Source organism: Tabrizicola sp. TH137 (assembly GCF_002855575.1).
Taxonomy (GTDB): Bacteria; Pseudomonadota; Alphaproteobacteria; order Rhodobacterales; family Rhodobacteraceae; genus Paragemmobacter.
The window spans coordinates 363,927-382,779 of record NZ_PKRQ01000005.1; the positions used below are offsets into that span (position 1 = coordinate 363,927).

Annotated in this window: 16 protein-coding genes; 7 read left to right on the forward strand and 9 right to left on the reverse strand. The window is 66.8% G+C overall.

The annotated features are described in order from the left end of the window. Window positions 1-183 precede the first annotated feature (183 nt). Together C0V75_RS16720 and C0V75_RS16725 are read right to left on the reverse strand one after the other, a co-directional pair. Entirely contained in the window at window positions 184-1,644 is a 1,461-nt protein-coding gene (locus C0V75_RS16720; protein WP_158241864.1) for a methyl-accepting chemotaxis protein, read from the reverse strand. 95 nt (window positions 1,645-1,739) lie between these two features. Continuing rightward, window positions 1,740-2,312 carry a hypothetical protein gene (locus C0V75_RS16725; protein WP_173861089.1) on the reverse strand — a complete coding sequence of 191 codons (573 nt, stop codon included), beginning with the start codon at window positions 2,310-2,312 and terminating at the stop codon, window positions 1,740-1,742. Window positions 2,313-2,606: 294 nt separating this feature from the next. Between C0V75_RS16725 and C0V75_RS23735 the strand changes: the two genes are divergently transcribed. The 4 genes from C0V75_RS23735 (at window position 2,607) to C0V75_RS16740 (ending at window position 5,020) form a co-directional block, all read left to right on the forward strand. Next, window positions 2,607-3,341, forward strand: a complete 735-nt coding sequence (locus tag C0V75_RS23735) for a hypothetical protein (protein ID WP_254216507.1) — start codon at window positions 2,607-2,609, stop codon at window positions 3,339-3,341. After that, window positions 3,316-3,756, forward strand: coding sequence for a hypothetical protein (locus tag C0V75_RS23740; RefSeq protein ID WP_254216508.1), 441 nt, complete (start codon window positions 3,316-3,318; stop codon window positions 3,754-3,756). Before C0V75_RS23735 ends, C0V75_RS23740 begins: the two co-directional genes overlap by 26 nt. Beyond that, on the forward strand, window positions 3,749-4,198 hold the full coding sequence (locus C0V75_RS16735; RefSeq protein WP_101922096.1) for a MarR family winged helix-turn-helix transcriptional regulator: 450 nt from the start codon (window positions 3,749-3,751) through the stop codon (window positions 4,196-4,198). Before C0V75_RS23740 ends, C0V75_RS16735 begins: the two co-directional genes overlap by 8 nt. Window positions 4,199-4,459: 261 nt before the next feature. After that, window positions 4,460-5,020, forward strand: a complete 561-nt coding sequence (locus tag C0V75_RS16740) for a hypothetical protein (protein WP_143710441.1) — start codon at window positions 4,460-4,462, stop codon at window positions 5,018-5,020. A 9-nt stretch (window positions 5,021-5,029) separates the two neighbouring features. Here the strand turns inward: C0V75_RS16740 and C0V75_RS16745 are convergent, their stop codons facing one another. The 3 genes from C0V75_RS16745 to C0V75_RS16755 all read right to left on the reverse strand — a co-directional run bounded on the left by C0V75_RS16745 (window position 5,030) and on the right by C0V75_RS16755 (window position 7,973). After that, the gene (locus C0V75_RS16745) at window positions 5,030-6,124 is read right to left on the reverse strand and encodes a hypothetical protein (RefSeq protein ID WP_101922098.1); all 1,095 of its coding nucleotides are present in this window, start codon (window positions 6,122-6,124) and stop codon (window positions 5,030-5,032) included. 2 nt (window positions 6,125-6,126) lie between these two features. Continuing rightward, window positions 6,127-7,161: a hypothetical protein gene (locus tag C0V75_RS16750; RefSeq protein ID WP_143710442.1), complete on the reverse strand. Its 1,035-nt coding sequence runs from the start codon at window positions 7,159-7,161 to the stop codon at window positions 6,127-6,129. A 119-nt stretch (window positions 7,162-7,280) separates the two neighbouring features. Further along, window positions 7,281-7,973 carry a hypothetical protein gene (locus tag C0V75_RS16755; RefSeq protein WP_101922100.1) on the reverse strand — a complete coding sequence of 231 codons (693 nt, stop codon included), beginning with the start codon at window positions 7,971-7,973 and terminating at the stop codon, window positions 7,281-7,283. Between the two features lie 275 nt (window positions 7,974-8,248). Between C0V75_RS16755 and C0V75_RS16760 the strand changes: the two genes are divergently transcribed. Further along, window positions 8,249-11,737 carry a peptidoglycan-binding protein gene (locus C0V75_RS16760; RefSeq protein WP_101922101.1) on the forward strand — a complete coding sequence of 1,163 codons (3,489 nt, stop codon included), beginning with the start codon at window positions 8,249-8,251 and terminating at the stop codon, window positions 11,735-11,737. Between the two features lie 21 nt (window positions 11,738-11,758). Here the strand turns inward: C0V75_RS16760 and C0V75_RS16765 are convergent, their stop codons facing one another. From C0V75_RS16765 to C0V75_RS16775, 3 genes are all read right to left on the reverse strand, one after another. Then, entirely contained in the window at window positions 11,759-12,367 is a 609-nt protein-coding gene (locus tag C0V75_RS16765; protein ID WP_101922102.1) for a hypothetical protein, read from the reverse strand. Between the two features lie 96 nt (window positions 12,368-12,463). Beyond that, entirely contained in the window at window positions 12,464-13,531 is a 1,068-nt protein-coding gene (locus C0V75_RS16770; protein ID WP_216821472.1) for a S8 family serine peptidase, read from the reverse strand. Between the two features lie 173 nt (window positions 13,532-13,704). After that, window positions 13,705-15,090: an FAD-dependent oxidoreductase gene (locus C0V75_RS16775; protein ID WP_158241865.1), complete on the reverse strand. Its 1,386-nt coding sequence runs from the start codon at window positions 15,088-15,090 to the stop codon at window positions 13,705-13,707. Between the two features lie 162 nt (window positions 15,091-15,252). Between C0V75_RS16775 and C0V75_RS16780 the strand changes: the two genes are divergently transcribed. Both C0V75_RS16780 and C0V75_RS16785 read left to right on the forward strand, forming a co-directional pair. Next, the gene (locus C0V75_RS16780) at window positions 15,253-15,876 is read left to right on the forward strand and encodes a TetR/AcrR family transcriptional regulator (RefSeq protein WP_158241866.1); all 624 of its coding nucleotides are present in this window, start codon (window positions 15,253-15,255) and stop codon (window positions 15,874-15,876) included. 189 nt (window positions 15,877-16,065) lie between these two features. Then, entirely contained in the window at window positions 16,066-16,575 is a 510-nt protein-coding gene (locus C0V75_RS16785; protein ID WP_101922105.1) for a hypothetical protein, read from the forward strand. Window positions 16,576-17,041: 466 nt separating this feature from the next. Here C0V75_RS16785 and murD read toward each other — a convergent pair whose 3' ends face one another. Continuing rightward, window positions 17,042-18,463 (reverse strand): UDP-N-acetylmuramoyl-L-alanine--D-glutamate ligase, encoded by a 1,422-nt coding sequence (gene murD, locus C0V75_RS16790; protein WP_101922106.1) that lies wholly within the window; start codon window positions 18,461-18,463, stop codon window positions 17,042-17,044. Between the last annotated feature and the right edge of the window lie 390 nt (window positions 18,464-18,853).

Genomic DNA, 18,853 nt, shown 5'->3' on the forward strand with positions numbered 1-18,853 from the left:
TTCCCGCCCCATGCCAGTGCAAAGGCGCCCCCGCGCCGCCCCGAAATGCCTGCTTTCCCGACCGCCCCCCCCGGCAGACGCGCCTCTCACGCGCTCACGCGCCCTGGCCGGACCGCCTGCCTTCTGCGGTGACCCTCATCCGCAGCCGCGCGCCCCCCGCAAGACCTCCGGGGGGCGGCCATGTCACGCCGCGGCGGGCGGTGCCTCCTCCTCGTCGACCACCGCCCGGTCCAGCGGATCTTCCGTCCGGGCCAGTTGGAAATAGGCGATGGTTCCCCGCACCTGTTCGGCCTGCGCCGAAAGCTGCACCGCGCTGGACGACAGGCTTTCCGACGCCGAGGTGTTCTGCTGCGTCACGCTGTCAAGGCTCTGGATCGCCGTGGCGATCTGCGACGTCCCAAGGGAAAGCTCGCGCGCATTGGCCGACAGGCCGGTGACAAGCTCGGATGTCTGCTGGATGGCCGGCACCAGCCGATGCAGCATGTCGCTGGCCAGTTGCGCCATCCGCAGCGTCTGCGTCGCCAGGCCCGAGATTTCGCCCGCCGAAGCCTGGCTCTTCTCGGCAAGTTTGCGCACTTCCGCCGCCACCACGGCAAAGCCGCGCCCGTTCTCGCCCGCCCGCGCCGCCTCCACCGCGGCATTCAGCGCCAGCAGATCGGTCTGCCGCGCAATCTCCTGAACCACCGTGATCCGGTCCGAGATGCGCGCCATCGCCGCCATCGCCTCTGCCACCGCCTGCCCCGACTTCTGGGCATCGACGGCCGATTGCGCCGCGATCTTCTCGGTCTGCGAGGCATTCTCCGCCGAATGCTGGATATTCGCCGTCATCTGCTCGATTGCAGCCGAAACCTGTTCCGTGGCCGCCGCCTGCACGCTCGCGCTCTGGCTCAACTGGGTGGACGAACTGGCAATCGCCGCGCTGCCATCGGTGACGCCATTGATCGCCTGGGCCACATTGCCCACCACATCGCGCAGGCTTTCGACCATCTCGCTGATCGTCCGCTGCAACTGCGCGATCTCGTCGCTCCCCTTCTGCGGCGCCACTTCGCTCAGATCCCCCTCGGCGACGCGCCGACCGATCACCGCGATGGATTTCAGCGGAACCGAAAGGGTCCGATGCAGGAACCACGCCGCCAGCGCCAGCAGGACGGCCAGGATACCGACCGCAAGCCAGACGATCCGCGCAAGCTTCGCCTCCGACTTCGCCTCCATCTCCGTGGCGGACCAATGCGTGACGACCACGCCCGTCACATCGCCCTTTTCCCCGAACAGGGCGGGCGAGGCGATCAGCAGCCCCTCCTCCGCACGCTCCACCTGACCCGAGGCGATGGCCTTCTGCGCCAGCGCAGAGGCGCGCTCCATCGCCGGCCCGTCAAGATCGCCGCTCTGCGCCCTCACGCCGAATTCCGCGTCAAAGGCAACCGCCGATGTCAGCTTGTCGGCGGCCCGCGTCTCCAGATCGGCAAAGACCGCGTCGATCACCTCGGTCTTGCCGAACTTGATCGCCCCCGCCACCTCGCGCGAGGTGCTGCGCGTGCTGTCGAAGGCAAGGGCCTGCAACCCCTCCATCGCGACGCTGCGCAGCAGCCCCGCCGCGCTATAGGTAATGCTGCCCGCAACGATCATTGCGAGCAGCACCATCATAACAAGACACTTGCCAAAGACCGATAGTCTGAACCGACGCGGAAAGGGCACGGCCATATGCAGTCATCCTGTCTGGAGGGAAGAAAGGCGAAGGATCACATCAATGCTTCGGCATTGACCCCGATCGTCATCGTGCCGATCACCTGCGCGCTGGCCGGATCGGTGATCGAAATGGAAATCTGGCCCTGATAGGTCTGGGTCGATTCATCCAGTTCGATCTCGCCGAACAGCACGCCATCCGGGCCGGCCGGGAAGACGCTGGTGAACTTCTCCTCATCACCCTGCCACATGTCCGACGTCGGCGCCGACACCGCGACATTCAGGCCCAGATTGTCGGTGATGAAGACCTCGGTGATCTTCCCGCCCGATGCCTCGACCTGCGCGCGCAGGAAATCCGCCGCTGCACTGGTCAGCGCAGGGGTGATGGTCGGGCTGTCCGACTGCCCGACCTCGGCCCGCCAGGCCGCGTCCATACTGTCGATCTTGGCCTGATCGAACCCGGCCCGCTCGGCATTCGCCGCCGTGATGGCCTCCACCAGAACCGGATCATTGGCCCAGGTCCGGATCGACCCATCCAGATAGTCCTTCATCGCCGCATCATAATCCTGCGCGACCGAAACGGTGGCGATCAATGCCAGAGGCACCGCCACGAGACCAAGCAGTTTCATTGCAATCTCCTTCCGAGATTTCAGGAACAACCTGCAGGAGAGGACGGAGTGTCGCAGGTAACTTTTAACGGAGGGGCGTAAAACAGCGATTTTTCCCGCCGTCCGGCCCTGCGCTTGCCGCGCTTCGGATGGCCGACCGGTCCCGTTTGAAGGGGCAGCCAGACCAAAGACCACCCCTCCCGCAACCACCCCGCCCCCCCGCTCTGGCCCGTCCCCCTGGTCCGATCACGATGCCCCTTGATTTTAGTTCTACAAAGAACCATTATAGTTCTTCATCGAACCAAGGAGTGAGCCATGACCCTGACAAGACGCAAGATGATCATTCTCCTCGGCGGCGGGGCCGTCCTCGCGGCCGGCGCGGGCTTCGGCTGTGCAGCCACCCGCAGCCCGCGCAGCGCCTACCTGCCCTGGGACAGGGCCGGCAGCTATGACGATCCGCGGATGCGGGCGCTGTCCTGGGCGCTGCTCGCCCCCAATCCCCACAATCGCCAGCCCTGGCTGGCCGACCTGTCCGAACCGGACGTCATCACCCTTTATGTGGATCGCGACCGGCTGCTGCCCCACACCGACCCGTTCAACCGGCAGATCACCATCGGCCTCGGCTGTTTCCTCGAACTCCTCCGCATGGCCGCCGCCGAAGACGGCTTCCGCGCCGAGACGGCCCTCTTCCCGCAGGGCAGCGCCGCCACGGGCCTCGACGCGCGCCCCGTCGCCCGGATCACCCTGACCGCCGATCCCGCCATCGCCCGCGACCCGCTCTTCGCACAGGCCCCCGACCGGCGGTCCAACAAGGAACCCTTCGATCTCACCCGCCCGGTCGCGCCCGCGATGCTGGACCCGCTGGCGGCCGCCGTCCGCAACGGCGCGCGCTTCGGCGGCACCGTGGACGAGACCGAGGTTCGGCACTGGCGCGACCTCACCCGCGAGGCGCTGCGGATCGAGGTGGAAACGCCCCCATACCTTTCAGGAAAGCGTCGATCTCTTCCGCATTGGCCATCGCGAGGTGGATGCCAACCCCGATGGCATTGATTTCTCCGGCCCCCTCTTCGAAACCCTGCGCCTCACCGGGCAATTCAGCCGGGAAAGTGCCGCCGACCCGTCAAGTTTCGCCTTCCGCTCCGGGCTGGATGCGGTCTTTGCCAATACCGATACCGCCATGGGCCATGTCTGGCTGGTCACCGCCGACAACAGCCGCGAGACGCAGCTTGCAACCGGCGCGGACTGGCTGCGGGTCAACCTCGCCGCAACGGCGCAGGGCCTCGGGTTCCAGCCCCTCAGCCAGGCCCTTCAGGAATTCCCCGAAATGGCCGAACCCTATGCCCGCGTGCATGAACGCCTTGCACCCGAAGGTGGCACGGTTCAAATGCTGGCGCGCATCGGCTATGGTCCCGCCGTCGGCACCAGCCCGCGCTGGCCCTTGGAAAGCAGGATCATCCATGCCTGAACGCGAAATGTCCGATTACTTCCGGCTCTTCAACGAAATCGGGATCATCGGACAATTGTCGCGCAGCCTGCTGGAGGCCCGGCTGCCGCCGGGCTTCGTCATGGCGCAGTTCACCGTGCTCAACCATCTGGTGCGGGTCGGCGATGGCCGCACCCCCCTGGCCATCGCGCAGGCCTTTCAGGTTCCCAAGAACTCGATGACCCATTCCCTCACGGTGCTGGAACGCGCGGGCCTGATCGAGATGCGCCCCAATCCGCAGGATGGCCGGTCCAAGCTGGTCTATATCACCGAGGCCGGCCGCAGCTTCCGGCAGGCGGCGATGGATGCCTTCGCCCCCGACATCGCCCGGATCGCCGCCGCCTTTCCCCCCGACAGGGTGGCACGGCTGCTTCCCGATCTCGAAGCACTTCGCAAATTCCTCGATGCCGACCGCGACCCCTGACCCCGCGCGCTTGCCGCGCGTTCGCTGATCCGCGCAGGACCCACAGGCGACAGGCCCGGCGTCCCCCATCGGAACGACGGCGCCGCCCCTGGCCCCGGCTTGACCGACAAGAAGGTCAACTCCCATAGTCACCGGAACAACCCGACTGGCCCCGCCCGATTCACATCTGTTGATCCAAAGACGGCAGGGCCATCACATGACACCGTTCCCGCGGCACAGACCCTTGCCGCGCCAGGCAGGACAGAACCCTTGGAGGCCCCCTTGCACCTAGCCCGACTTTGCTCTCTGGCCCTTGCCCTGTCCTTTGTCTGCGCGACCTCCCTCCCCGCCCAGGACCTGCCCAGCCCCGAAAGCCTGCTTGCCGGGGCCGACGAACAGGGCGCGCTCATGAACCAGTATCGGGACATCCTGCGAAATCCCGATCCCGACATCCGCCATTCCGCCTTCACCAAACTGGCCGTCGTCGAAGATCCGCTGGTGCGCCAGATGGCCTTTGACGAAGGCTTCTCCGCGGCAGATGCAACCATGCGGATGCTCGCCCTGCGCTACAGCCTCTTCGACCGCGACGCCATCCTCGTCGAATTTCCGGGGACGGACCTGCCGCCGCAAGCCTACCGCCTGATCGAAAGGGATTACAGCAACGGCGAATTCGTCGCCCAGTCGGGCTCCAGAAGGCCGGGGCGCGTGCAGGGCCTCCAGGTGGTGATCGAATACAACCAGTGCATCCTGGAACTTGTCCTGAACGACGATGATGCCCTTGTCGGCGAACAGATCTGCACCGATCAGAGACTGCCGATCGAGGTCAACCTGCGCGGGATGTAAGGTCCGCCCTCACTCCCCGCCCACCTCGATCCGCCCCAGGCTGACGGTGCCATCCGCACTCCATCCGCTGTGGATCAGGATACGGATGCGCCGGGCCAGACGCGGCACGCCGAAATCGACGGTCTGGACCTCGATATCCTTGCTCAGCACGGCATTGGCGAAGGATTGCCATGATCCCTCGCCCTCGGCATCCCGTGTAAGAAAGACCTCCACCTCGCGCGGATGCGCCTGCGGCGCGCCGGCCGCCCGCACGAAGGTCAGCGCCGAAACCCGCCCGACATCCTCGCCCGTCAAGGCCAGCACGACCTCGACAGGCCATTCGACCGGGCTTGCATGCCACTCCCCCCCGGCCTCGCGCGGCAGGGTCAGGACTTCCGCCGCCTGATCCGGGGCCAGGGGACGGGCCGTCGTCCGCTCGACCGCAACAGCCGCCGCCGCGGCAACAGTTGCGGCGGGTTCCGGCGGCGCCACCGCGCCCTTGGACCGCCAATCCGCCAGATAGACGGCATAGGGCCAGGGAATGGCCGTCGGCAGGCTGTCCGCCGCCCCCTGTGTCTGCACGATCCCCACCGGAACATCGCCGATCATCAGCAGCGCCCCGCTGTCACCGGGTTGCACCGACCAGGGCGGTTGCCTTGCGTCCTGGATCTCCCGGAAGGTCAGCTTGTCCTTGCTCTGGAAGACCAGTTCGACATCCCGGAAGATGGTCTCGCCGCTGGCCAGGACGATCCGCATCTTCATCTTGCCACCAGCAGCCAGCACAAGGGCCATCGCCTCGTCATGCGGCACAAGCGGCGCGGAACAGGCATCCGTCACCGCCCCGTCGATGGTCAGCAGCGAAAGGTCATGGCCAAGGTCCATGGTCCTCTGCGCCCAGCCATCCTTCAGCACACCATCGCGCAGGAACAGGTTGCCAAAGCCGTTCCCCGCATCAATCACATGCTGGGGCGTCAGGCCAAAGCAGGTGCCGCCATCCAGGAAAAGAACCGCCTGCCCGACCTCCGCTCCCGCCGTGACATGCGCCTGATCCGCCCAGGCCGCCGGGGCCAGCACGGGCAAGGCGCCAAGATGCACCGCCATCACCGCAAGACCTGCGCACCGCATCGTCACTTTCCCTTTCTCTGGCCAAGGACTAGCCCCGCAATGCTGATCGCCAGGGTGATCGCCCCGAACAGGATCAGCAGAAGCGGATCGTTGCGAATGCGGCTCGTCCAATCCGGCGCCAGTTCAAAGCGCGCGCCCAGCCTGTCCACGATGATCCGCTGCGCCGGACCGGCATAGACGATCTCGAACCCCCGCTCATCCTCTTCCGGATCGAAAAGGATCACGCCATGCATCGGACCCGCGGTTTCACAGCTTTCCCGGTCGATGATCCGCAGCCCTGCCAGCAGGTCGCATGTCTGGCGATGCAGGAGGGATCGGCGGCCCGGCATTTCCGCCGAAATGACATCGCCCGGCACGATCTCCGCCCGTGACACCTCGAATCTCGGCGCCCCCCCGCGTGCCGCCATATAGCCCGCCGCCGTTCCTCCCATCGTCAGGCCCGGAGTCCCGCTCTCGGGCGAAAAGCCGATCTGCGCCGGACCCAGAAAGACCAGCGGGCTCTGCGGCGCGACCCCGGTCCAGGTGATGCGCACCGTGCCGCTGAACCGCATCTCGGCGCTGCCCCCCGCATAGGGGCGCAGCCGCGATCCCTTGCCCGCAGCCGCCGCCTCCGCCTCCCCGGCCGCCGCGACGTCAGGAACGATCACCACCTCAAGCCGCCCCTTTTCAAGACTGCGGATCGTCACCGCGCTTCCATCCGCCGGGGTAAAGAACGGCTCCGGCGGAAGCGCCGCCAGACAGATCGGGGGCGGTTCCGGCTCGGCTGCGGTAAAGGGACGATCCTCGCACAGCTCGGCACCGTCGATGCGCCAGCCATCATTCGGAAAGGGCTTGATCGCCCCGATACGGACCGCCTCGCTGCGGGCATGGATCACGAAACCGCTTCGATGCTGGTTGAAGGCGGCAATCACCACCAGCAGCAGAACCGCCGCGACCACGATCAGAAGATGGAGCCGCGTCGGACGATGGCGCCCAGCCCACGCTGCCAGCCCGGCAACCGCCTCCACCAGCCATCGGCGGCGTGCAGGGGGCGGCACCTGTCCTTCCCCGGATGCCCTCTCCTGCGCGCTCCGACCTGCGGGTCGGCTGGCAGGCGCCCCCGGCGCCTTTCCCTGCGCCACGCTTCGGCCCGCTCCCCTCTTGCCCGCCCCGTCCGTCATGGCAGAACGATCTTGAAGCTCGTCCTTTCCAGGGCCACGCCCGACTGACGGCGGAACACCGTTGCCGTAAGCTCCCCGACAGCCGCAGTGGTGATTTCGCAGCGGAAATCAAAACCCGTCTGGCGCGGATCGGGCTGCCGGATGCAGGGGCTGGGTGGATCGGACCCGATCATCAGATAGGCCTCATCGCTTCGGGCATTCAGAAGCACGTCGAATTCCGTGACCCCGCCCTCGCTCGGTTCGCCCCAGGCCGACAGAAGATAAACCGGCAAGGCCCCCGATGCCTCTTCGCAACTGCCGACAAAGCCGCGTATCGCCAGTTCCTCCGCCGCGAATTTCCTCAACTCGTCCACCCGCGATGTCGAATTGTAGATGGTAAAGACGGTGACCGGATTTTCCGACGCCTCCTTCGATTCCGCCTGCATCCGGTAGTTCCGGAAACGGCTTGCGATCTCCAGACACAGCGACGCAGGGGCGAGTGTTCCGGTCAGAACCGAAACGACAGGATCAGCCGTGGGTTCGCCCTCCACATTCAACCCGACGACAACCTGCCCCGAGACCGGCCAGACCGGATCCCATTCCTCGTAATTCACATCGAAATCCACGGCCTGCTGCGCCATGGCCCCCGGCGCCCCCGCAAGGGCAAGACAGAGGCACAGGGTCAGGGTCGGGATGACGAAATTCAACATGCAGAAACTATGCTGAACTTTGATTTTCGAGTCGAGCGCTTAGAGAAACACCCCCCTTCGGCCAGTCACGCAAAGGAAAATCCGCCCCTCCAATCGCGCCTTTCCATCCGGGATTGATGGCCCCGCCTGCCAATGGATGAGCCCGAATTTCGCCATTCAACCCGAGGTCAGTTCATGCATCATCGACTGGCATTTTGCAGTCAGGAATAGTTTGCAGAATCGAAGAACCGCCCTTTACCCTCAAGGAATTGCATCCTTTTTGGGGGAGAAGCGGTTTGAAAAAGTTTATTCTCGCCGCTCTTTCGCTGGTGGCCGTGCAATCCGTTTCAACTCCGGTCTGGTCCCAGAACAAGGATCAGATCGCGGGCGCCATATTCGGCTTCATCCTGAACGAAGCGATGCGGAATGGCGGCGCCGCCAATTCTGGGCAGACAGCGCAGGGCGGGACGGCCCCCCGCGCCGTCGAAGGGCCGCAACAACCCAGCATGGACGTGGCCGAACGGATGGCCGTGCAGCGCGCCCTGGCCGCCGCCGGTCTCTACAACGGCGCGATAGATGGCGCGATCGGCCCGGCAAGCCGATCCGCCATCGCGGCATGGCAAAGCTCGGTCGGCGCGGACGGGTCGGGATATCTGACACGCGAACAGGCCGACAGCCTCATCGCCATGGCGCCACCCTCCCTCGACCCTGCGGCACCGGGCATGCCCGCGCAACCGGCGGTCGCAACGGCTCATCCCGCCACCATCGACCAGGCCCTGACAGGGCCAGACCTGCTGATCGACGCCGAGAATGCCGCCATAACGCGCGAGATGCGCGCGCGTCTCTACCGCGAATTCCTGCTGCGCTACCTCAGCGCCGTCCCCGAACGCGCCGATGACGCGGCCTTCATCGGGACGGTCCTTTTCAACAGCGCCAGGAACAACGCCTTCGCCGACCCCCGCGTCGTGGAATGGAGCGAGCAGGCCTCCCGCGGGACCGAATTCGAACGTCAGAAAGCCCATGAGGCCTTCACCCTCTTCCTGTTCGACCAGGCCAGCAACGCGCCGCTCTCACTGGTCACGGTGAAACGGATTCACTTCCCGGAATACGACTTCAACAAAGGCCGCTTCCCCCTCGACCTTGCAAAGATCTTCAACCTCGGCGACCCGACCTATTTCGGCCCCGGCGCAGGCATCACCATCCTCGCCACTCCCGGACGCTGGGCCGAGGTGTCATCCCTCACCGTCCCCGAAGCCGAAGCCGAAATCCTCGCCAGCAAGGTGCATGCCGCCAACGGCTTCGTGGACGTCGTGATGCGCATGACCTTCAGCAATTTCCGCCAGAACGCCGACGGCTTCGCCGTCAGCGACCTTTCCGTGGAAACCGTCTCGCTGCATGATACCGCCAATCGTTCCGCCAACATCATCGGTCCGACCCTGCTGGTCGTGCCCGATCCGGCGCAAGCCCCCTCCGCCGCAACCGTCTCCGATCTCGGACCGGCCCGCGACGCGGTGGAAAGCTGGTCCCGCCTCGGCGCCGTCGTCGCCGACGAACGTCTGGTGATCCCGGCGCTGAACTATCAGGCGCAACAGCTTCTCGAACCGGCCCTCGACTACCTCACCCTGCTGAATTCCCCCGACAGCACCCTCTCGATGAGCGAGATCGCCTATTACGGCACCTCGTTCCTCACGGAAGAGGAACAGCGAACGCTCTTCGGCGGCAATCTTGACGATGGCCAATACGGCTATGCCATCCACAATGACGAATTTGCCCTCGCCGAAATCAGGGGCCGCTTCGAAACGACCTTTGGCCCCGCCCTGCGCGCCCGCGCGCCGAAACTGCCCGTCGCCGCGCGCCTCGTTCTTCCCGTGCGGCTCGGCAACTATGACTTCGATCGCCAGGTCTTCCCCGTCAGACTGGCGCAAAGCAGCAACCCCTATGACGACGAGGCAGAACAGGTGCGGCCCTTCGTCCTCGATCTCACGGCGCAGCCGGATTTCCGCAAACTCAGGATGGACGTCGCCCTGGGCAAGGCCGAAATCGCCATGCCGGTGGACGAGGCAAAGGCGCTGAACGCCCGGCTCAAATCCGAAGTCGGCGCCATGCCGGACCTCGAGCAAACCATCTTCCTCGCCTTCGACCTCACGCTCGATTCCGTGCAGGCGAAAACCTCCAGCACCAATTACGGCCTGATGGCCGGCAGGGGGCAGCGACAATCCGACACGACCCTCAGCTTCCAGTCCAGCGTGTCGCAGGCCATGTTCTACGAAGACGCGGCGCTGACCCGCCCGATCCGGGAAATGCCGCTGAAACGCCTCGAACCCAGACCGGGCGAGGTGGCCGGCTCGGCCATGCCCGACGGCGAATTTCCCACGCAGACCAGCCTCGTCGCCTATGCGCTGGAGAATGGGGCCGATCCCTCCATCCTGACCGAGAATGCGAACCGCTCGGCCGGCAGGTCGGGCGCGGATGAATTCACCCGGCCCGAGATTGCGGATGAACTGGTGGCGATGGCGCAGGAAACCCCGGCGCCGGGCGAAGCGGTCCTGTTCCCGGCGAAGGTGTCTCTGGGCCAATATGGCAGCGGCGGCTTCCCGATCACCGATATCCAGGTTTTCCGACACGACACGGCCTCGCCATCGGGCTATTCGCTGCCCGGCGACACGGCCCAGATCCGTGTCACGAACATCGACGCGATGAAGCACCTCCCGATGGAGCGAGACGCGGCACGCGCCCTGGCGGCGGCCTACCCGTCGCGCAACTTCGAAGCCGCGCTCGAACTGCGCCTCGAAACCGCCAGCGAAGAGATCACGGGCGACAGTGACGGACGCCGACGCTATGTCATCGACGCCTCCGCAATCGCCCTGCATCTGGCCGATCCCGATGACAAGACGCGGCGGCTTGCCGTCGTGGAACCACAGGCCGCCGCGCAGGAGGCCCCCGCCCCGGCCCCGGCCCCGGTCGAAGACACCGCCGCCGCCGCGCCAGAGGCCCCGCCCACGACGCCCGAACCGGCCGCCGCAGCCCCGGCTCCCCAGCCGCCCGAGATCACCTTCGATATCGTGGGCCTCACCCTCGGCATGACACTCGAAGACGCCGCCGCCGCCATCAAGCAGCACATGACAGTGGCGCGCGTGCTGGAATGGCGCAGCGAAACCGTGCCTCCCAACAGCGTGGGCGAGATGGTCCGCCTCTACATCAACGACACGGGCAACGAGTTCATCATCGTGAATTATGGCCCGGTCGCCCTCACGCCCACCGTCATGGCGATATCCCGCAACCTCTTCCTGCCCTCCGGCGTCGTCAGCGATGGCGATCTGGCAAAGCAGCTTATCGGGAAATACGGCGATCCGGAACCGGGGGCAGGCTGGCAATTCTCTGAATCGCCACGGCTTTACGGCTGTGCCGATGGCGGCGCGCAATATACCCTCTCCTGGGTCGGTGCCCCCCTGATCGAAGGCGCCGCCATGGCAACCTCGCCGATCGACCCGACACGGGCCGCAACCGATCCGGCCTATGCGGCCGAGGTGCTCGTCCTCGCGCGCTCCTCCAACCTGATCTACAGCCTCGGTGCCAGCACCGGGGCCGAGGCGGGCTGCAAGGAAACCGTCCGGGCCGAAATCATGCGAAGCTGGGCAACCCATGTGACGAACCCGCCCCTGGACGGCGCGGTCAGCGATCTCTTCGTCACGCGGCTGATGGACCAGAACGCGATGCGCCGGAAGATGGAAGAGGCGATGAAAGCCGAACAGGCAAAGGCGCCGAAAGTCGAAATCAAGTTGTAAAGGGCAACCGGCCCGCCAGGCTCAGAACAGCAGTTGGAAACGGACCGACAGGCGGGTTTCCTTCCAGCCGGGCATGTCCAGCATGTAGTCCAGCGTCTCTTCCGGCGGCAGCAGCGATGCCGCCAGCCGGCAATTCACCTCGCTGACCCCGAAGGTCCCGTAATCGGCGCTGCAACTGCTCTCGCGCAGGTCGCCGCCGATCAAGGTATGCAGGCTGGTGGACAGTATCGCCGTCTCGGACAGGCGCAATTGCCAGGTCAGGCCCAGATGGATGGCCGGCTCGATCCGGTATTTCTCGCCGCGCTCGCCCATCGACGCGCCCCAGATCAACCCCAGATTGTCCGTCAGTTCCGTCAGCATCAGGACGGTCAGGTCGGGAATGGCGGGCGCATACCACTCGTCAAAGCGGATCACCTCGCCATCGGCCAGTTCATAGCTCCCCGCCCGCACCGACCCGACCAGATCGGACCGCGACGAACCGAGATAGACATCCAGCAGATGGGTTTCACTGGCAGTTGCAGCCGGGGCCGCCAGCAGCGCGGCACAAAGCGCCGCGCCCGGCAGCGCATATCTGCCGGACGGGTGCCGCAGGGTCTTCTCCGGCCCATGCCGGGATGCGGGTTCGGGCATGCGACAAGGATCCGGCCAGTACAGGAAAACGGCACCGGTGCCCGGCGACAGGGGGCCTTGCGGCCCCGCTTCTGCCGGGCACCGGCAATTCGGTCATCAGCGGATGCTGGACGGCGCGATGGCGCGCGACAGGCTCGCCTCGCCGCGCCCATGGATCGCGGCGTTGTAATTGTTGATCGTGTCCTGACGCGCCGTATCCAGCAGGCGGTTGGTGATCTGCACCGGGGTCGCCGTGGTGAACTTGCTGCCCAGCACCGCCGCATAACCGGCGACCACGGGCGCGGCAAAGGACGTGCCGTAAAGCCCGGTCAGGTCACCACGCACGCCCACGGTCAGGAACTGCCGCTGGACGGTGGTGTTGCTGCCCGCAAAGTTGGAATAGCTGGCAAGGTTCGCCCGGTTGTTCACCGCGCCATTGCGATCCAGCGCCCCGACAAAAATCGTGGACCGGGTGCCGACCAGCGCCATGTTCAGGTAATCGGCATTGCCGGACCGGTTCGCCGCCCCCACCGCAACCGCGTCATTCCCGGCCGCCTTGGCGATCACCGCACTGCCATTGCGCGCATGGCTGATGATCGAGTTTTCCTGCGCCGACCAGCGGATCTGCGCCGCGCTAAAGCCCGCCCGCGCCATCATCCCATAGCTCAGATTGACGACGTTCAGTCGGTTCGGCGTCAGCGCGACCGCCCGGCCCGACGCGAAGTCATGCGCCACCGTCGTGCTCGACGGGGCGATCAGCGACGCTTCCAGACGCGTCCATTCCCCGTGCCGCAGCACCTGCTGCCCGGTGCCAAGGTTGCCGACACTGCGGCTTCCGCTGGTAAAGTCATCCACCACGGTGATCGTGACGCCCTGCCCGCGAAAGCCCGCCGCCCAGGCAGCAGCCACATCGCCATGCATCCAGGGCTGAAGCGTCGGCCGTGCCGCGCTCTGGGCCGTTGTCGTGCGCGAGGCGCTCCGCTCGGGGGCCAGATCGGGGCGGCCCAGCGCCACAGCCGTCCCCGCGCCCGGCGCGGAGGGGCCCTCGCCGATCGTCACACCGGCGGCGCGATGCTTGGCAACAGGGCTGAAACTGATGTTTTCGGCCTGAACCGGATGGACAAGGCCGGGACCTGCCAGCACCGCGCAAACGGCGGCACCGAACAGGGCAATACGAAAACGCATCCAGAGATCTCCAATGGCAGTTGAAGGGTTCACAGATGCGGTAACGGAGCGCCAAAGGGCCGTTTTATCCGCAATCGGACGGAAACAGACTGTCCCGCCCGTGGCACGCGCCGGGACCTCCCGCCCCCCTTCCGCAAGGCCCGAACCGGCGCAATCACGCCCCCCGCACCGCGTCAGGCGGCCCGCCCCCCCGCTGGCGCAGAACCGGCCAACAGAACCTCCGCCGCCGCCCGCAGCCCCGACTCCACCGCGCCCTCCATGAACGACCGCCAGCCCCGCGCCGTCTCCGTCCCGGCAAAGTGGATCCGCCCCAGCGGCGCGAAAAGCTCCGGCGCCGCCGTCCAGCCGCCGATCCCCCTCCGGCTGGCATAGCCGCCCAGACTGAAGGGATCGCCCGTCCAGTCGATGGACCGTGCCTCCACCAGCTCCGGCAGCGCCCCGCCAAAGGCCTGGCCCAGCCAGCGCAAGGCGGCGGCGATGCGCTCCTCTTCCCGGCCCATCTGTCCAAGGGCCCGCGCGCCCTCCCCGGTGGAAAAGACGACCAGTATCCCCAAACCCTCCTCCGGCGAGGCGTCGATCGCGGCCCCGAACAGCCCGCCGGGGCTGTGGATCGCGCCGGACAGGCCCGATCTGCGCCACCACGGCTCCCGGAACACCAGGATCGTCTTGACCACGGCCCCCGTCCGCCAGGCCCCCAGCACCGCCTGCCAGGACGGCGGCAGCTCCGGCAACAGGCCGATGGCGCCATAAAGCTGCGGCGGCACCGCCACCACCACGCGGGACGCCCGATAGCGGCCTGTTCTGGCCGTCACGGTCACCGAACCCTCATCCTGCACCACCCCCGACACCGATGCATCAAGCAGCAGCGCAGGTCCAATCGCATCGGCCAGATGGCGCGTCATCCCCTCGGCACCCTCAGCCAGATACCATTGCGCAGAGGCCGCCTCGCCCGCCATTCCGCCAATGGACGCCACCTGATCCAAAAGCTCGAAGGCCGATATCCCGGCCAGCGCCATGCACATCTCGCCCTCGATATATCCCGAGATCGCGCGAAAGGCGGGGGCGAGGAAGGTCTTGCCGCGCAGATGGGACGCCGCGTCGATCCCGTCCAGCCGCAGCCGATCCTCCCGGCGCAGCGACAGCGCCGAACGCTCGATCCGCCACGAGGCCTGCAAGGCATCAAGCCGCCCGATCATCGAAAGCGGCGGCCCCGTCCGCGCCCCCCGGCGCGGCACCGCATCACCGCCGGCAAGGTAAATCCCCTCCCCCGCCACCGCCGCCGCCACACGGCGCAATCCGGCCTCCTCCACAAGCGCGGCAACATGCCTCTGCGCATCGCCCATGAACTGCGCCCCCAGATCAATCACCCCACCCGCGCGCAGCCGCTGCGACAGGACACGACCACCCGCCCTGCCCCGCGCCTCCAGCACAAGCACCCTCACCCCCTGCGCCAAAAGCTGCCGGGCCGCAGACAGTCCCGCCAGACCCGCGCCGATCACGATCACATCCGCTGCCCCGTCCGCCCCGGCGCCCGGCGCCCGAACCATGGGCAGTGCCATCCCGCCACCTGCGCCCCCCGCAGAACCCGCCCGCCGCGATGCCGAACGCTGTGTCATGGCCATGCCCCGCTACCTGTCAGTTGACAGGTAAACTGGCGATTGACCCTTCACCTGTCAAGTGACAGCCTCCCCCGCATGGCAAGGCACTGGCGGGGGAATTGCGTGCAAAAGACAGCGAAGGACGGAACCGAACTGCCCGACACGGCCGAACGCGTCCTGGCCCTGATGGCCGAAATCGCCCTCGAAAAGGGGCTCGACGCCCTCTCCATGCGGGATGTCGCAAAGCGGGCCGGGATATCCCTCGCCGCCTTGCAATATCATTTCCCCAGCAAGACCGCCCTCACCGCCGCCTTCGTGGACTCCCTGCTCGACGGCTATCGCAAAGAGGTCGCGGCCCTCCGCGCCCGCTGCACCCCGGATCGGGAACTGGCGGAATTCATCACCCATGCCGTCCGCCAGACGCTCGACGACAGGACAGGCGATCTCTTCGCCATGCTGGAAGCCCGGTCACGGCACGATGCAGCCACCGAACGCGCCCTGCACCGCTTCATGCAATTCTACCTCGGAACAGTCCGCGACATCCTCATGCGCCGTCATGCCGACATGCCGCCATCCGACGCCCACCGCGCCGCGACCCGGATCGTCGCGATGATCGAAGGCCTGTCAACCGTCAAGGCGGCAGCACAGTCCATGGGCCTGACGGCGGCAGACCTGTTCGACCTCGCACAAGCCACCGCCGAAGCCGTGGAGCCCCCGCCGCCCCCCGCGCCGCGACCCACGCCATAGCCGCCGCGACTGGCTCCGGATACAATCATGGCAGGCGCAAGCCGTTCCGTCCGACAGGACGATCAACCGCCCGATGCCTGCTTTTTCTTGACAGCCCTTTTCGAAGCCTGCTCCAAAAGACACCGGATGTGCAGGCATCCAGAAGAAGCCGGTACCAACCGGTCAGCCGTCGCCAAAACGGGAGCAGGAATGACCACCCTCCGCATCGGCATCCTTCTGGCTGCACTGGCGGGCGCGTCTCCGGCGCTGGCGGAAATGCTCAAAAGCCCCGTGCCGGTTCAGGTCATTGATGTCGGCGGCCAATGCGACGAGCCGCCCGATGCCCTGATCCCGTCGCCGAATGCCAGCCAGGGTCAGCTTTGGCGGGACTATGAGGATATTCCCTATGTCATTCGCGGCGATGTGCTTCCGGCGCAACTGGGACTGGGCATCGGCATTCGGGTCCGCATCTCCGGCTACAGGGCCGGGCAGATCGTGACCGTCAGGATCCAGCCTCCGGTCGGCGATGTGGGGTTCTGGGATCAGGAGATCGACCCGGACGGAACAGTCTATTTCGGCCGGGTGCCCGCCTTCGGCGAACCGCTTCCGCAAGGGCGCTACCTTCTGCAAGCCTATGACGGAAACCGTCTCCTCTTCACCTATGCCATCCATGTCGAGGGTCACGACACAGCGCCGCTCTGCCTGCCCGAAGTTTCGTGACGGCCTGCTGCCAGGGCAAAATCCCCTCGCAACGCATCACCCCCGCAACCCGGCCGCCCGGCGGAGCATCGCCTGTCCGCCTTCGCCGCGCCGCGTCCTGCCACCCGCAGCGGCGGGCCGTTCCTGACGCTTGGCCGCTTCACCCATTCCCCACCCGCAAGGCTCCACTGGCACCCCATGGGCAGCCCTTGCCGCGATCCGCTCCGAAAATCCGCCTCCCCCCGTGACCGCGCACCCGCCGCCGCCACATCGTCCGACCCGGCCACCTTCCCGGCACCTCCGCGCTCCGGGCCTCTGCCGCCCGAACCACGTGCCTCCCTCCAGCCACCAGCGCCCCCCGGCAGCCCGACTCGCGCGCCAAACCGTTAACCTTAACGCCCCATGACCCGCCCGTGCGTGGCCACACTCTGCTGCACAGTTTGCGGCACAGCATCCGGCACAGCCGAAACCGCCCGCTCCCCCGGATTTATCCAGCGTCCGCAGGCCCTTGGCCCAGCACCCCGCGCACCCGCGCCATGAAATCCTCGCCCCGTTTCTCGAAATTCGGATACTGGTCGAAACTCGCCGCCGCCGGGGCCAGCAGCACCACCTCCCCGGCCTGCGCCTCTTCCGCCGCCCGCGCCACGGCCCGCTCCATCGTCTCGCAGATCTCATGGGGCAAGTCCCCGATCTGCAAGGCGAAATCCCGCGCCGAATGGCCGATCAGATAGGCCTTCACCACCGATCCCAGCAGCGGCTGCAAGGCGGCAATGCCCCCTTCCTTGCCCATCCCCCCCGCGATCCAGCGGATCCTGTCAAAGGCCTGCAAGGCCTTGGCCGCAGAGTCCACATTCGTCGCCTTGCTGTCATTGACAAAGCGCACGCCCCCCCGCTCGCCCACCAGTTGGCTCCGATGCGGCAACCCCGCAAAACTCCGCAACGCCGCCTCGATCTCCTTCGGCCCAAGGCCCAGAGTCCGGCAGGCCGCATAGGCCGCGCAGGCGTTCTGGTGATTATGCGCACCGGGCAAGCCCTTGATATCCCTCAGGTCTATCGCTGCCACCTGCCGCCCCTTGCGCCATTCCGCCAGAAACCCCTTGCGCGCGAAGACCGCCCAGCCGAACCCTTCCAGCCTGGCTCCCGAAGACACCCGGATCACCCGGTCATCCCCCGCCCCCTGCGCCAGTTGATCGGCCAGGAACCGCCCCTCCGGCTCGTCCACCCCCACCACCGCCCGATCCGGCCCGCCTTCGGTGAACAGCCGCCGCTTCGCCGCGAAATACCCCCCCATCCCGCCATGCCGGTCCAGATGATCGGGCGAAAGGTTCGTGAAAACAGCCACATCCGGGGTAAGGGCCCGGGCAAGCTCCGTCTGATAGGACGACAGTTCCAGCACCACCACCTCGCCCTCCTGCGCCGGATCAAGGTCCAGAACCCCCCGCCCGATATTCCCCGCCATCTGCACCGGCCGCCCCGCCTCGTCCAGGATATGGCGGATCAGCGCCGTCGTGGTGGATTTCCCGTTCGACCCCGTCACCGCCACCACCCGCGGCGCCTGATCGAACCCGTCCCAGTCCTTCGTCGCATAGCTGCGGAAGAACAGGCCGATGTCATTGTCCACCGGCACCCCTGCCTCCATCGCGCGGGCAATCACCTTGTGCGGTGCGGGGTAAAGATGCGGAATCCCTGGCGAAACCACCAGGAGCGCCACCCCCTCCAAGGCCCCGTGCCGCGTCAGGTCAACCGTCGCGAACCCCTCCGCCTCGGCCTTTCCGCGCGCCTCCGGGCTGTCATCCCAGAGCAACGCCTCCGCCCCCCCGGCCAGAAGCGCCCGCGCCGTCGCGAGCCCCGACCGCCCCAAACCCAGCACCGCCACCTTCCGCCCCTGATAGCCCAGAACCGGGATCATCTCGCAGCCTCCGCAAAAACCTCCCCATGGGATAGGAGAAAGCGGCCCGAAGGAAAACCCCACCCCGCGCCACGCCAGTCAGACACGCCCCCCACCGCAAACCCTCTCCTTTCATCTTGGACCGAAAACCTCCGAGGGTTCGGGAACATCCCCCGGTCCACCACCCACACCCCGCTCCCCGCCAGCCAGACACGCCCCCGACACCCACCCCAAACCCTCCCCCTTCATCTTGGCCCAAAATACTCCGGGGGTCCGGGGGCAGGCCCCCGGTCCGCCGCCTCCACCCCGCGCCCCGCCAGACAGACACCCCCCCGCGATCCCGAAAGCCGGGGACAGCCCCCCGCTCCGGCTCACCCACCCGGCCCAAGACTTGCGCCCCGCCCCGGGCCG